The sequence below is a fragment of the Nocardia sp. CDC153 genome (genome assembly GCF_035818515.1).
Lineage (GTDB): Bacteria > Actinomycetota > Actinomycetes > Mycobacteriales > Mycobacteriaceae > Nocardia.
On record NZ_JAYKYU010000009.1, the window covers coordinates 72,135 to 86,669 of the forward strand.

The following is a 14,535-nucleotide window of genomic DNA, read 5'->3' on the forward strand; positions in this document are numbered from 1 at the left end:
ACAACGCGGCTACCGGCGGCTGGGCGCCGCCGGTAGCCGGGCGTCATGGGTGGGTCATCGGTTGATCAGCGCACCCAGGGCGGTGAGCGAGGCGCGGCGCTCGTAGGCGATCCAGGCGAAGATCCCGGCCAGCGCCAGCGGGAACGGGGCCATTCCCGGGGTATGAACCACGAACGCGTTGAAGCCAGCGGCGAGGAAGGTGACGATCGCGAGGCCGATCGCGGCGGCCGCGGTCAGCCGGGGCACCATGAGTCCGATCCCGCCCGCGACCTCGGCGAGCCCGATGAACACCAGCAGCCCCAACGGGATCGAGGCAGCGGAGGCGTTGTTCTCCATCAGGGTCTTCGGAATGACGAGCTTCGGGCCGCCGGAGGCGATGACGAAGAACAGGCCGAGCACAATCTGCAGGGTCCACAGCACGCGATTGCGAATCTTGTTGGTACGGACGGCGTCGGTGGTCTGGGTGGCGGCGATGGCGGTCATCTCGTGTTCCTTCTGGTCGGTCGCGCCGGGTTGGTAGCGCGTTCACCAACAAGGACGGAGCCGGTCCGAAAAACTCATCGCCGCCATCGAAAATCTTCAGGGCCGGGGCTACGGGGTGGTCTTGATGATGTGGTTCCAGTCGTAGATGGGGAGGCCGGTGCCGTTGCAGAAGACCCAGACGTCGGCACCGGGGGTGAAGGTCATTCGGAGGGTGTCCGGGCCTTGCACCGCGCCGAAGGCGGGGGCGCTGTTGATGAACGGGGGCTGCAGGCTCCAGCCGCCGCAGTTCCACCACTCGCCGGGCGCGATGTCCGCCCGGATGACGCCGCCCGGCTCGGTCGTGATGACCGGAGCGGTGGCGGAGGCCGACTGGGTGCCGATCACACCGGCGGCGATGACCGCCCCGGCGACGGTGACGATGCGCATTCCTGATTTCATTGCAATTCCCCTTTGTGAAGAGCTGTGTGAAACAAGCAAGCGGCGCAGTGGGATTCGCCGATTGCGAGGGTCTTTCGGTTACAGTGCGCCGCCGAGGAAGCCGCCGATCGCGGCTCCGGCGGCACCGCCCGCGACGCCACCGACGACCGCGGCCGGCACGCCGAGGGCCGCGGCTCCGGCCGCACCGCCGACACCGGCGCCGATGAGCGCGCCGCCGATGCCGCCGCCGACCACATCAATAGGGGCCAGCCACGGTGCGATCGCGATGCCGCCGATGGAGCCGATCGCGACACCGGTGACAGCGCCGATCCCGGCACCGATGGCCGCACCGCCCGCGCCACCGGCCACGGCGAACGGAACGCCCGCGGCGACCGCGCCGATGCCCGCGCCGATCGCGGCACCGCCGAGGGTGCCCGCGGCGATCTTGTCGGAGCGGCTGGGGTTGACGCCGATAGAGTTGAGGCCGGTGGCGAGGCCCGCTTCGGTGTTGGCGGCGAGGCCGTTCACGCCGTCGAGAATGTTGTCGGGCAGCTGTTCTGGGGCGGGGGTGGAGAAGTCGCCGATGCGGACCGTGCGCGGGGGCGGCGCGATGGGGAGCACCGGGTCCACCACCGTGGGGGTGTGCAGGGTTTGGAAATCGACCGCGGGGGCCGCCTCGTGGTTGGGGATCGGGCGGAAGTTGGCCGGGATCGGGTAGTCGGACTGCGGCGACTGGGGTTGCGGCAGTGGGCGGTTCGGGACGGTGACGCCGGGCTGGGCCAGGCTCGGGCGCGGGGCCGGGCGGTCCTGGTCACCGGCCGGGAGGGCGACGCCGGGCTGCGCGCCGGTGGGGCGTGGGCCGGGCTGGACACCGGGCGCGGTGTTCGCGCCGCCCTGGTCGGCGAGGCCCGGCTGCGGGTTGGGTTGGGGCGCGGCGGTATTGCCCGACTGCGGGGTGCCGGTGGGGGACGACGCGGGGGATTGCGTCGTGGTGCCGTCGGCGACCTTGGTCGGCTGGTTGCTCGTCGTCGAGCAGGCCACGGCGAGGGCCAACGGGATGGTGCCTACGACGATCGCCCGTCGAGCCACGCTGCTCTTCACTTCACGATGCCGACGACCCACGCCGAAACACCCACCTTCCGAACATATTTCGTTTCACCGGTCCGGGGACCGTCTGTCGATGCCGGTTATTCGCGCCCGCCCCCGGCCCGGCGTTGCCCATGCCACCGCCCCGACATGTATCCGCATGTCAGAGCGATGAATTGGGGGTGCGAAGTTGGTTAGAACGCCCCGCCGATGGCGGCACCGGCGATACCGCCGCCGACACCGCCGAGGACGGCCATGGGGATGCCGACGGCGGCCGCGCCGAGTGCGGCACCGCCGACCGCGCCGACCGCGGCACCCACGCCGAGGCCGATGAGCGCGCCGCCGCCGATGACCGGAATGGCCTCGGGCGCGGCGATGGCGGCGCCGATGCCGCCGGTGCTCGCACCCGCGGCGGCCGCGGTGGCCGCGACGATCCCGACGCCGACGCCGGCGCCGATGGCCGCGCCGACGCCCGCACCGATGATGCCGCCGCCGACACCGCCGCCGACCGCACCGGCCACCGCGCCCGGAATGCCCAGCAGCGCAGCGCCGGTCACCGCACCGGCCGCGGTCATGCCCGCGATCTTGTCGGAGCGGGACGCGTCGATGCCGATCGACTGCAGCCCGGTGGCCAGCGCGGCCTCGGCATCGGCCGAGAAGTCGTTGACCGGATTCAGGATCTCGTCCGGCACCGCATCCGGGGCCGGGGTGTAGAAGTCACCGATGCGCACGGTGCGCGGCGGGGGAGCGATGGGCGCGACCGGCTCGACGGGCTCGGGCGTGTGCAGCGACTGCCAGTCGATGGCGGGCGCGGGCTCGGTCTCGGCCGGAATCGGCCGGTGATTCTCCGGCACCACGTAGTCGACCTGCGGGGACGACTGCGGCGCGGCGGGCGAGACGGTGGTCCCGGGCTGCACCGCGGACGGCGAGCCGCCCGGCTGCGCGGGGCTCGTCGTCACGCCCGGCTGCGGGACGGCCTGGGCGACGGACGCGCAGGCGATGGCAAGGGCCAGCGGCAGGATGCCGATGGCGGGACGGATGGCGTGACGGAGCACGCCGGTATTCACTTCACGATGCCGACGAGTCACGCCGAAAACACCACCCTCATCAGATTTTCCCGACCTCCCCCCGGAGGTGACCCTTGACGGGTTCACACGATGCGGGATGTTAACTGATTGAGAGCTTGTTGCTCTAGCCTCTCTCGAGCGCTTGCATAGTTTGACGGTGGGCAACGAGACATATCCCACATTTGGCTGGTAGAGCGGTTTTCAAGCGCTCTACCACCTTCAGTTCTCGAGTTTGCTAGAAGATGTCCCGCCACGCATAAGTTCGGCAAGCGCCTCACGATCGGTGACATCGAGCTTGATGCACGCCCGGTACAGGTGACCTTCCACCGTCCGCACCGACACCGTCAGCCGATCCGCGATCTGCCGGTTCGACAGCCCGGCCGCCACCAGATTCGCGATCTCGCGTTCCCGCGCGGTCAGCGGCAGGGGCTGCGCGGACTGCCGCAGCGCCGGGGTCGAGGCCCCGCCGCACGCGGCCGCCAGCCGATTCGCGGTCGCCGCCGATTCCAGCAGCCGTCGTCGATCGCCCGCACGCTCGTGCGCCGATGCCGCCTGCGCCGCCGCGTCGGCCGCCGAGAGCAAGGCCCCGATGTTCTCGAATTCCGCTGCGGCGGTATCCAATCCGGGCCCGTCGTGGGCCGCTACCGCCACCGCGTGCCGGGCCTGCACCTGCACCAGCCGACCGTCGATGCGGGCCGCGAGATCCGCCAGCCGCCCCGCCACGGAGTGATCACCGAACCGCGCCGCGGTGTGCAGCGCCATGGCCTCGATGGCGTGCTGATGGCTGCGCGCGGCTATATCGGCGGCGCTGAGAGCGAGCCGAATCGCGGGCGTCGCGGTGCCCTCGGCTGCGGCCTGCATGGCGCGCGCGAGTTCGAGCATCGGCTCGTAGACCGCGCTGTGCCGACCACCCCGGAAGCTCGCCGCCGCAATGGCTTCCGCGGCCTCGGTGGCGCGCCCGAGCCCGGCGTAGGCCTCGGCCAGCCGCAGGTGCGCCGGGAACATCCAGGCCGCCGCGCCCTCGGCGGCCAGCGCCGCGAGCGCCTGTTCGAGATTGTCTATGCCCTGCGGGAATTGGCCCTGCGCCACGTCCACGGTGCCCTGCAGGATCTTGGCGAAGCCCCAGGCCAGGTATTGCCCCGGCGAGGAGTAGCTGAAATTGCTTCCGGCGCAACGCCGTGCGGCCTCCAGCTCCCCGGTGAAGGTGAGGGCCAGCACCTCGGCGTGTGTGGACATGAACCGGTTGAGCCCGTCGACATGGGATTCCACGGCGTGCCCGCGTGCCGCGTACTGCCGGGCCGCTTCGCCGCGGCCCATGAGCGCCAGCGCGAGGCCGCCGCCGAAGGCCGCCCAGTACACCGCCCACGGGGGCACTTCCGTGGCGGACATGACCGGTTCGGCGAGCGCGAACGCCTCATCGACGCGGTTCTCGTTGACCGCGCAGGCCGAGGCCAGGCCATCCAGTGTCGCAATGATTTTCGGATTGGTGACCCGGCTGCGCACCGATTCCAGCACCGCGTCGGCGCGGTCGGCGTCGCCCATGGACCACAGCAGGTTCGAGACCCGGGTGGTGCCCCAGCGCGCGAGCTGGACCTCGTTCATCTGATCCGGATCGAATCCGGCCAGCATGCGTTCGGCCTCGATGCGATGACCCTGCCACAGCAGCGCTCGACCCAGCAGATCGGCGGCCTCCACGCCGCCCTGCCGTTCCACCGCCGCGCGCGCGAAGCGTTCTCCCAGCGGGAGATTCGCCAGTGCGATGGCATCCGACGCCGCCGCCAGGAACAGCTCGAGATCGGCGGATTTGTCACTGTCCAAGGCCAATTCGGCCAGCCGGATGCGTTCGGACGCCGAATTGATGGGCCGATCCTTCAGCGCCGAATACAGCCGCCCGCGCAGCCGCCGCGCCGACGCGATGCCCAGTCGCCGCCGGATCACCTCCCCGAACAGCGGATGGTTGTATCGCACCAGCAGCTGATGGCTGTTCTCCACAATCCTTATGAGCCCGCGGGTTTCGGCCGATTCCACCGCCTCCTCGCCCGCCAGCTCCGAGAGCACATCCAGATCGATGGGCTCGCAGAACGTCAGCAGTTCCAGCACCCGCAGCACGGAGTCGGGCAGCTGCTCCACCCGATCCTCCAGCAGCGCGGCCAGTTCCGAGGTGACGGCGGCGCGCCCGCGCAACTGCCACACCCCGTTGACCTGCCGCAGCGTCCCCGCCTCCAGCGCGCCCTCGACCAGGTGCCGCAGGAACAGCGCGTTGCCCCCGGAGGATTCCCACATGAGGTTGGCGGTGAAGCCCTCGAGCTGTCCGCCGAGCATCGACTCCACCAGTTCCACGCTCTGGCGTTGCGTGAACGGCCGCAGGTCGATGCGCAGCAGGTGCCCGTCCTTCCACAGCGAGGTCACCGCGTCGGGCACTTGCACCCCGCTGCGCACGGTGCACACGATGTGCGCCGCCTTGTCGATGGCCAGCTGCAAAAGCAGTGTGGCGGAGAGCTGATCGAGCAGATGCGCGTCGTCGACGCCGATGATGGTGTGCCCGTCGGCGAGCAGCGCCTCGCGCGCCGCGGCCATGAAGGTCACCGGATCGTGGGCGGTGTACACCCCCACCATGTGCGCGAAGACCCCGAGCGGAATGCTCCGGGCGGATTCGGTCCCCGCGACCCAACGAATATTGCCGCCGACGGCGGCGGTGGCCTGCCGTGCCAGCGTAGTCTTGCCGACCCCCGCGTCCCCGGTGAGAACCGCCCCGACGAAGTCGTCGCCGGTGAGCGCCGAGGAGATCGATTCGAGTTCGGACTCCCGTTCGACCATCGGCCAATTCCGAGCCATGGCTCAACTGTAGTGCCCGCGACGCGCCCGGGCAGCGGGAACGAAATGCCCGGAACCTGCGGCTTTTATTCGTTGACCAGCCGCAATCCGGGTTGGCGGGCCTGTCGCCGGTCGACCAGCCAGACCATGACGGTCTGGTCGGCGGCCGGATCCAGGGTCTCGATCTCGACCTCCACCTCGCCCCGCACCGGGTGCTGAATCTTCAGCACGACGGTTCGGAAGTCGGTGAGCCGGTGTTCGCGCCAGCGTCGCTCGAACTCCGGATAGCGGCTCAGCGCGGTGATGTAGTTCTGGACCGACGGGTCGTCCGGGAAGCGGGTCACGGCCGCGCGCAGCGCCGAGGCGGCCATATCGGCGGCGGCGTCCCAGTTCAGGATGGTCTTCTTGGCGGTCGGATGGGCGAAGACGAAGGTGGCGAAGTTGCCGTGCGACTCCTCGTCGAACATGCCGAGCGGCTCGGCGAAGTCGCGCCAGGCCGGGTTGCCGGTGAGCAGGTTCAGCCAGCGGCCGAGTATGAACGCGGGTGTGGGATGCAGGGCGTCGATGACCGCCTGCATGGTCGGCGAGACCTGTTCGCGGGCCTGCCCGGCGGACGGGCAGTTGGCCTTCTGCTCCATGCCGAGCGCCAGCTTGCCGAAGTGGTGCTTCTCGATCTCATTGAGCCGCAAGGCATCCGCGAGCGCCGCCAGCACCGCCGTGGAGGGGTTGGTGTCGCGTCCCTGTTCGAGCCGGGCCAGGTAGTCTGCGCTGACGCCCGCGAGGGCCGCGACCTCTTCGCGGCGCAGGCCGGGCGTGCGCCGCCGCCGACCGGCGGGCAGCCCGACGTCCTCGGGCTGCAGCTGGGCGCGGCGTGCGATCAGGAACTCGGCGAATTCGGAACGAGACACCTCTCCATAGTGCCCGGTCCCCGTCCCGTTATCCCCGCCCTGCCAATACCCGGATAACTACGGCCTGGATAACCGGACCACAGTCCACTTAATCTCGAGCCATGACGACTTCCGAGCAGACCACCCTCGCCCCCGGCGCCTGGACCCTCGACGCCAACCACTCCTCGGTCAGCTTCACCGTGAAGCACCTGGGCATTTCCAAGGTCCGCGGCCGCTTCAACCGCTTCGAGACCGGTTTCGTCGTGAACGAGGCGGGCGAGGCGGCCATCGAGGCCACCATCTACTTCGACTCCTTCGACACCGGCAACGAGATGCGCGACGGCCACGTGCGCAGCGCCGACATCCTCGATGTCGCCAACCGCCCGCACCTGACCTTCCGCGTCCCGGAGCCGGTCGCGCTGGCCGAGGAGTTCGAGGTCACCGGCGAGGCCACCATCGGCGGCATCACCAAGCCCGTCACCCTCGACGTCGAGTGGGGCGGCGTGCAGGTCTTCCCGCAGGACAACAAGGAGCACGCGGGCTTCACCGCCACCGGCACCATCAAGCGCAGCGACTTCGGCGTGGCCCCGGGCATGCCCAACGCCATGCTGAGCGACAAGATCGCCATCGAGCTCGACATCCAGCTGGTCGCCCCGTAGTTCTCCCCGCCGCATCGGAAAAGTCAACGCCCCCTGTGGATTCCACAGGGGGCGTTCGGCCGTCCGGGGGAGGTCAGTCCGCCCAGACCGATTCGATCGGGGTGCCCGCGTCCGGCGGCGGGGTCGGGGTGCCCGACGGGGTGCGGGAGAAGCGCGGGGCCGGAGCGTGCTGCACGACGCCGTCGATCTCGATGAGGCCGGTGCGGGCCTGAATGTGCGGATTCTGTTCGGCCTCGGTGAAGGTCAGCACCGGGGTGGTGCAGGCGTCGGTGTGTTCGAAGATCGCCCACCACTCGTCGCGCGTCTTGGTCTTGAACTTCTCGGCGAACAGCTTGCGCAACTGATCCTGACCGGCCGGGTCGATCTGATGCGGCAGCCCCTCGGGCGAGATCTCCAGGCCCCGAAGCAGTTCCGCGTAGAACTGCGGCTCGATGCAGCCGACCGCCATGTACTTGCCGTCGGCGGTCTCATAGGTGTCGTAGAAGGCCATGCCGGTGTCGAGCAGGTTGGTGCCGCGCTCGTCGGACCACAGGCCCATGCCCTTCATGCCCCAGATCATGTGCGAAAGGGCAAGCGCGCCATCGATCATGGCCGAGTCGATGACCTGGCCCTTGCCCGAATTCTGTCGCTCCACCAGCGCGGCCAGGATGCCGAAGACCAGGAACATGGACCCACCGCCGAAGTCCCCCACCATGTTCAGCGGCGGGACGGGGCGTTCGCCCTTGCGGCCGATGGCATTCAGCACACCGGTCAGCGAGATGTAGTTGATGTCGTGCCCGGCGCGATCGGCCAGCGGCCCGTACTGGCCCCACCCGGTCATGCGGCCGTAGACCAGCCGCGGATTGCGTTCCAGCGCGACCTCGGGACCCAGTCCCATGCGCTCGGTGACACCCGGCCGGAAGCCCTCGATGAGCACGTCGGCCTTCTCGATGAGCCCGAGCACCTTCTCGATATCGGCCGGATCCTTCAGATTGGCCTCGACGATGGTGCGGCCCCGCCACTGCGGGCGCTCCATGAAGCCGGGAAACCCGCCCGGCCGCTGCACCCGCACCACGTCCGCGCCGAGATCGGCGAGCAGCAGTGCCGCGTGCGGACCCGGACCGATACCGGCCAGTTCGACCACTCGAATGCCCGCGAGCGGGCCCTGCTTGGCGGTGGATGGAGTGCTCACGCCCTACCTCGGTTCGTCGTCGAATCCTGCGCACCGACGCCACGCCGGTGTTGACGTTATGACAATAACGCGGATTCAGTGGTCGACAATCGGGAGGGGCAGGGTGTCCGGCGGCGGGGTCGTGGGGAGCTCGGAGCGGGGCAGGCGCAGGGTGGGCACCTCGCCGGAGGCCTTGCGCAGCGGGGACTCCGGATCCTCGAGCGTCCGGTCCTTGGCGGGCAGACCGTAGAAGGCCCGGGCATTGTCCTCGAGCACGCGGTGCAGGTCCGAGCCCACGGCGTCGGCGATGATCGACAGATCGGCATCGCGGAAGGGACGCCCGGCCCGGGTGCCCGGCAGATCGGTGCCGAACATGAGGGCCTCGGGATTGACGGTGTGGATCTTCCGCAGCGCCGCACCCACGTTCATCGACACCCGCCCGAACCCGGACGCCTTCACCTTCGCGCCCCGGTCGACCAGGTTGAGCAGGTAGGGCAGGCATTCGTCGGACATGCCCAGGTGGTCGATGGACAGCTTGGGCAGCTTGGTGATGACCGGTTCGAGCGAGCCCAGCATGGATCCGTCGATGTACAGCTCCACATGCCAACCGGCCAGTTCATAGGCGCGCAGGGCCAGCATGGTCAGCCCGACGATATCGCCGCCCGCCCGCTTGAGATTGAACCGGATCGCGCGGACCCCGGCCCGGTTCAACTCGATGATCTGCTTGTCGGAGGCGTCGACGGGCAGCATGGTGACGCCCACCCAGCCCTCGCCGAGCGCCGCCAACGCCGCCATGAGATAGCTCTGATCGGTGCCCTGGAACGACCCGCTGACCACCGCACCACCGTCGATATCGAAGCGGGACATGCGCTTGCGATAGTCGGCGATGGTGTACGGGTCGGGCAGGTAGCCCTCGTTCTCCGACAGCGGGAACCGCGGGTCGAAGATGTGGAGATGGGCATCGAACACGTTGATCAGCATGCCTCAGAACGGTGACAAGTGTGGACAACCTTGTCCGGCAAGCGGATTCGCGCTGGTCAGGACCTGGTGTCCGGTACTGGTCAGGACACCTTGTCGGGCTCGGAGGCGGCGAGCATCTCCTCGCGCTCGACGACCTTGACCCGCTCGCGGCCCTGCGGCTCGCCCAGGGCGCGCTCGTGCGCGTCGAGGCGGTACCAGCCGGCCCAGGTGGTGAACGGGATGCCCTTGCCCTCGAGGAACTCGGTGACGGCCTCGGGTTCCGGCTTGGGGGCCGGGACGAAATCGGCGGCGTCGTCGAGCAGGCAGGCGATGGTCTCGTTGGCGTCGCCCTTGGTGTGGCCGATGAGGCCGACCGGGCCGCGTTTGATCCAGCCGGTCACGTAGGTGGCGGGCGCGTAGCGGTCCTTGCCGTCGGCGTTCTCGTCGACCAGCACGCGTCCGGCCTCGTTGGGGACGGTGCCGGCCTGGTCGTCGAAGGGCAGGGCCGGGATGTTCTGCGACAGGTAGCCGACCGCGCGGTACACGGCCTGGATGTCCCAGTCCTTGAATTCGCCGGTGCCCTTGCAGTTTCCGGTGCCGTCGAGCTGGGTGCGCTCGGTGCGCAGGCCCACGACCTTGCCGTTCTCGTCACCGAGGATTTCGGCGGGGTTCTCGAAGAAGTGCAGGAACAGCTTGTGCGGGCGGTTGCCGACGTCGCGAATGGCCCACTGCTCCAACGTATTGCAGATCATGTCGACCTGCTTGGAGTGGCGGCGGGCGGCCTCGGAGCCCTCGTCGTAGTCGATGTCCTCGGGATCGACGATGACCTCGATGGTGGGGGAGTGGTCGAGTTCGCGCAGCTCGAGCGGCGTGAACTTGGCCTGGGCCGGGCCGCGGCGGCCGAACACGTGCACCTCGACGGCCTTGTTGGCCTTCAGCCCCTCGTAGACGTTCGGCGGGATCTCGGTGGGCAGCAGTTCGTCACCGGTCTTGGCCAGCACGCGCGCCACGTCCAGGGCGACATTGCCGACGCCGAGCACGGCGACCTTCTCCGCATCGAGGGGCCAGGTGCGCGGCACATCGGGGTGGCCGTCGTACCAGGACACGAAGTCCGCGGCGCCGTAGGAGCCGTCGAGGTCGATGCCCGGAACGCCCAGGGCGCGGTCGGCATTGGCGCCGGTGGAGAAGATGACCGCGTCGTAGAACTGGCGCAGGTCCTCGAGGGTGATGTCGGTGCCGTAGTCGATATTGCCGAGCAGGCGGACCTGGTCCTTGTCGAGCACCTTGTGCAGGGCGGTGATGATGCCCTTGATGCGCGGGTGATCGGGCGCGACGCCGTAGCGGATCAGGCCGAACGGCGCGGGCATGCGCTCGTAGAGGTCGATGCTCACCCCGTCGAACCCGGCGGGGGCATCGGACTTCATCAAGGCGTCGGCGGCATAGATACCGGCCGGGCCCGCGCCCACGATCGCAATGCGTAGCGGGCGGGTCGCTGCACTCTGTTCGGTCATTCTTCCGCGCACCCTTTGGGTCGAAACTAACTTGCCGTCAAAACTTAGCCGTCGTTCTTAGCTTAGGCTAAGTTGACGCCCTGGCCTCGGCGACCTTCGTTGGCCCCCGACGCTGCAGCGTTGCTGCGTGGTCTTGCTATTCCCGCACCGGAGCGGAAATTCTGCTGATTCTATCGATGGCGCACGGGCGCCCCCGCGCGCGGGCGGGGAAACTGCGGGAACGCCAGGCATGATCTACCCATGAGCGATGCCGAGGAGACAGTCGAGGAGACGTCGATTCCGATCGAGCAGAACGAGACCCGCAGCATGTGGCCGTTTCTGCTCGCGGCGGGTGTCATCGCGGCGGTGATCCTGGGCATCGTGATCGCGACGCTGATCTCGCCGGTTGAGAAGAATGTCACAGATCGCGATCGCCTCTCGGTCGCCGCGGGCGAGTTCATCAAGTCCCGTAACGACACCGGCAAGTTCGTTCCGGCCGTGGCCTGCAAGGGATTCGACGAGAACAACTCCCCGCTGAAGATCGCGGGCACGAGCGGCACGGGCATCACCTTCGATCGGCTCGACGATCCGGTGGTCGACGGTGACAAGGCCACCGCCCAGGTCACCTTCAGCGTGGACGGTGCGCAGTCGACCTCGACTTGGCATTTCACCAAGGAGAATTCCCGGTGGTTGGTCTGCGGTTCGTGACAAGGTCCGAAGACCGACCGGGGGTTTGACACAACACCGGTTTTTTCGGCACTCTCATCCCAGGTCATGAGTACCAGCGCCAAGCCCCGGCTGGCTGGTCGGCAACCCTCCTCCGCGGTGGGGTGCTCCGGGTGACGACCTGGCCACGCATCGAGCAGCGATGCGGCAAGTGCGGATTCACAGGAGGTACAGGTGAGCTACGCGGGTGACATCACGCCGAAGCAGGCATGGGAGTTGTTGCGCGACAATCCGGATGCGGTGCTGGTGGACGTGCGCACCGAGGCGGAATGGCGATTCGTCGGTGTGCCCGACACCAGCGAGATCGGCCGCCCGACCGCGCTGATCGAATGGGTGGACGCCACCGGCACGCCCAACCCGCGGTTCGTGGACCAGTTGAAGCAGGCGCTCGCCGACCGGAACCCGGATTCGCAGGCCCCGGTCCTGTTCATCTGCCGCTCGGGTCAGCGCTCCATCGGCGCGGCCACCGCGGCCACCACCGTCGGCATCACGCCGTCGTTCAATGTGGTCGACGGTTTCGAGGGCGCGCTGGACGGCCAGGGCCATCGCGGTGCCACCGGTTGGCGGGCCGACGGCCTGCCGTGGCGGCAGTCGTGATTTCGCCCAGCTCCCCCAGCTCCTCCGAAGGGAACCAGTCATGATCACCGGTGGCTCTTTCGACAAGCCGCTGCCCGAGGGCGTCGGCCCCGCCACCCAGGCCGTGCGCGGCGGCACCCGCCGCTCCGGCTTCGACGAGACCTCCGAGGCGCTGTTCCTCAATTCGGGTTTCGTCTACGAGAGCGCCGAGGCGGCCGAGGCGTCGTTCACCGGCGATATCGAGCATTTCGTCTACTCCCGCTACGGCAATCCGACGGTCGCCATGTTCGAGGAGCGGCTGCGCCTGATCGACGGCGCGGAGGCCTGTTTCGCGACCGCGTCGGGCATGTCGGCGGTGTTCACCGCGCTGGGCGCGCTGCTCGCCGCGGGCGATCGACTGGTGGCGGCGCGCAGCCTGTTCGGCTCCTGCTTCGTGGTGGCCAATGAGATCCTGCCGCGCTGGGGCGTGGAGACCGTCTTCGTCGACGGCGAGGATCTGGACCAGTGGGAAAAGGCGCTGTCGGTGCCCACCCAGGCCGTCTTCTTCGAGACCCCCTCGAATCCGATGCAGACCCTCACCGATGTGCGCGCGGTCTCCGATCTCGCTCACGCGGCGGGCGCGAAGGTGGTGCTGGACAACGTCTTCGCCACCCCGCTGCTGCAGCGCGGCTTCGACCTGGGCGCGGACATCACCGTCTACTCGGGCACCAAGCACATCGACGGCCAGGGCCGCGTGCTCGGCGGCGCGATCCTGGGCCCGCAGGACTACATCGACGGTCCGGTGAAGAACCTGATGCGCCACACCGGTCCGGCGCTGAGCCCGTTCAATGCCTGGACGCTGCTCAAGGGTCTCGAGACCATGCCGCTGCGGCTGCGCCAGTCGGTGGACTCCGCCCTGAAGATCGCCCAGTTCCTCGAGAACCATCCGGCGGTGGCCTGGGTGAAGTACCCGTTCCTGTCCTCGCACCCGCAGTACGAGCTGGCCAAGCGCCAGATGTCCGGCGGCGGCACGGTAATCACCTTCGAGCTGAAGGCCGCCGAGAACGAGGCCAAGAAGCGGGCCTTCGAGGTGCTCAACCGCTTGCGCATCATCGACATCTCCAACAACCTCGGTGACGCGAAGACCCTCATCACCCACCCGGCCACCACGACGCACCGCGCCATGGGCCCGGAAGGCCGTGCGGCCGTGGGCATTACGGACGGCGTCGTGCGCATCTCGATCGGCCTCGAGGATGTCGAAGATCTGCTGAACGATCTGGATCACGCGCTGAGCTGATCCGTCGATCGTTCGAAAAGGGCCGGAACCCACTGGATTCCGGCCCTTTTTCCATGTCAGGGGAGACGTCAGGACGGTGTCAGGCCGATATCAGGCCACCCGCCGAAAGTTGTCGGCATGACGAAGAACAACAGCTCCTCCGCTTCCTCCGCTTCCTCCTCCACCACCTGGACCGGCATGATTCCGGTCGACGACACCGCCCTGTTCTGCACCGATACCGGCGGCGACGGCATCCCGGTGATCTACCTCAACGGCCAGTTCGCCACCCAGGGCTACTGGAAGCATGTCATCGCCGAGCTCGGTGACGGCTTCCGCCACATCACCTTCGACGAGCGGGCGCGCGGCAAGAAGTCGCTGAAGTCCGCCGACTACTCCTTCGAGGCGTGCGTCCGCGATGTGGACGCCGTGCTCGCCGCCCGGGGCGTCGAGAAGGCCATCGTGATCGGCTGGTCGTACGGCGCGCTGGTTGCCGCGAACTGGGCGAACCGCAACCCCGACCGGGCCATCGGTGCGGTGCTGGTCGACGGTGCGATGCCGCATGACTGGCTGGACGACGCCATGGAGGCGCGCATCCGCAAGCTGTTCAAGCGGCTCGCCCCGATCACCGCGCTGCTGCGCCCGACGGGCCTGACCCCGAAGCTGACCGCCGCGCAGCAGGCCGAGAGCAATATCGAGCTGGGCAAGCTGTCGCGGGCCGCGGTCCTGGGACCGGTCCTGGACAACATCGCGGTGCCCACCCGGTTCGTGCTCGCCTCGGGCTCGTCGTTGGGCAGCCACGGTGACGAGCAGGAGGTGATCCGCGCCTCGGTCGCCGGTGCGTGCGAACGCAATCCCCACATCGCGATCAGTGCGAAGGTCGCCAGCAACCACGATCACATTCTGCGCAAGGACTTCAAGGCCGTGGCCGACGCGGTCCGCGAGGTCGCTTGATGGGAGAACCGGAG

At 68.7% G+C, this 14,535-nt stretch carries 14 protein-coding genes and 1 riboswitch; of the genes, 5 read left to right on the forward strand and 9 right to left on the reverse strand.

The window, feature by feature from the left end:
- Positions 1 to 54 precede the first annotated feature (54 nt).
- From VMT65_RS36560 to VMT65_RS36585, 6 genes are all read right to left on the reverse strand, one after another.
- Positions 55 to 483, reverse strand: coding sequence for a DoxX family protein (locus VMT65_RS36560; RefSeq protein WP_326313274.1), 429 nt, complete (start codon positions 481 to 483; stop codon positions 55 to 57).
- A gap of 108 nt (positions 484 to 591) precedes the next feature.
- The gene (locus VMT65_RS36565) at positions 592 to 921 is read right to left on the reverse strand and encodes a hypothetical protein (protein ID WP_326313275.1); all 330 of its coding nucleotides are present in this window, start codon (positions 919 to 921) and stop codon (positions 592 to 594) included.
- 78 nt (positions 922 to 999) lie between these two features.
- Positions 1,000 to 1,989, reverse strand: coding sequence for a hypothetical protein (locus VMT65_RS36570; protein ID WP_326313276.1), 990 nt, complete (start codon positions 1,987 to 1,989; stop codon positions 1,000 to 1,002).
- Positions 1,990 to 2,180: 191 nt separating this feature from the next.
- Positions 2,181 to 3,074: a hypothetical protein gene (locus VMT65_RS36575; protein ID WP_326313277.1), complete on the reverse strand. Its 894-nt coding sequence runs from the start codon at positions 3,072 to 3,074 to the stop codon at positions 2,181 to 2,183.
- 198 nt (positions 3,075 to 3,272) lie between these two features.
- Positions 3,273 to 5,888: a helix-turn-helix transcriptional regulator gene (locus VMT65_RS36580; protein WP_326313278.1), complete on the reverse strand. Its 2,616-nt coding sequence runs from the start codon at positions 5,886 to 5,888 to the stop codon at positions 3,273 to 3,275.
- A gap of 65 nt (positions 5,889 to 5,953) precedes the next feature.
- Positions 5,954 to 6,775, reverse strand: coding sequence for a helix-turn-helix transcriptional regulator (locus VMT65_RS36585; protein ID WP_326313279.1), 822 nt, complete (start codon positions 6,773 to 6,775; stop codon positions 5,954 to 5,956).
- 101 nt (positions 6,776 to 6,876) lie between these two features.
- On the opposite strand from VMT65_RS36585, the gene VMT65_RS36590 reads away from it, so the two are divergent.
- Positions 6,877 to 7,413, forward strand: coding sequence for a YceI family protein (locus VMT65_RS36590; RefSeq protein WP_326313280.1), 537 nt, complete (start codon positions 6,877 to 6,879; stop codon positions 7,411 to 7,413).
- 73 nt (positions 7,414 to 7,486) lie between these two features.
- On the opposite strand, the gene VMT65_RS36595 is transcribed toward VMT65_RS36590, so the two are convergent.
- From VMT65_RS36595 to VMT65_RS36605, 3 genes are all read right to left on the reverse strand, one after another.
- Positions 7,487 to 8,584 (reverse strand): CaiB/BaiF CoA transferase family protein, encoded by a 1,098-nt coding sequence (locus VMT65_RS36595; RefSeq protein WP_326313281.1) that lies wholly within the window; start codon positions 8,582 to 8,584, stop codon positions 7,487 to 7,489.
- Positions 8,585 to 8,659: 75 nt separating this feature from the next.
- Complete coding sequence (locus VMT65_RS36600) at positions 8,660 to 9,544, reverse strand: amidohydrolase family protein (RefSeq protein WP_442790387.1); 885 nt, start codon at positions 9,542 to 9,544, stop codon at positions 8,660 to 8,662.
- An 80-nt stretch (positions 9,545 to 9,624) separates the two neighbouring features.
- Complete coding sequence (locus VMT65_RS36605) at positions 9,625 to 11,034, reverse strand: FAD-dependent oxidoreductase (RefSeq protein ID WP_326313282.1); 1,410 nt, start codon at positions 11,032 to 11,034, stop codon at positions 9,625 to 9,627.
- A gap of 240 nt (positions 11,035 to 11,274) precedes the next feature.
- Here VMT65_RS36605 and VMT65_RS36610 point away from each other — a divergent pair, with 240 nt between their 5' ends.
- From VMT65_RS36610 to VMT65_RS36625, 4 genes are all read left to right on the forward strand, one after another.
- Entirely contained in the window at positions 11,275 to 11,721 is a 447-nt protein-coding gene (locus VMT65_RS36610; protein WP_326313283.1) for an Rv0361 family membrane protein, read from the forward strand.
- Positions 11,722 to 11,783: 62 nt separating this feature from the next.
- A riboswitch (SAM riboswitch) is annotated at positions 11,784 to 11,899 on the forward strand.
- A 14-nt stretch (positions 11,900 to 11,913) separates the two neighbouring features.
- The gene (locus VMT65_RS36615; RefSeq protein WP_326313284.1) at positions 11,914 to 12,336 is read left to right on the forward strand and encodes a rhodanese-like domain-containing protein; all 423 of its coding nucleotides are present in this window, start codon (positions 11,914 to 11,916) and stop codon (positions 12,334 to 12,336) included.
- Between the two features lie 40 nt (positions 12,337 to 12,376).
- A complete protein-coding gene (locus tag VMT65_RS36620) occupies positions 12,377 to 13,591 on the forward strand; it encodes an O-succinylhomoserine sulfhydrylase (protein WP_326313285.1) in 1,215 nt (404 codons plus the stop codon).
- 117 nt (positions 13,592 to 13,708) lie between these two features.
- On the forward strand, positions 13,709 to 14,521 hold the full coding sequence (locus VMT65_RS36625) for an alpha/beta fold hydrolase (RefSeq protein ID WP_326313286.1): 813 nt from the start codon (positions 13,709 to 13,711) through the stop codon (positions 14,519 to 14,521).
- The last annotated feature ends 14 nt before the right edge of the window (positions 14,522 to 14,535 follow it).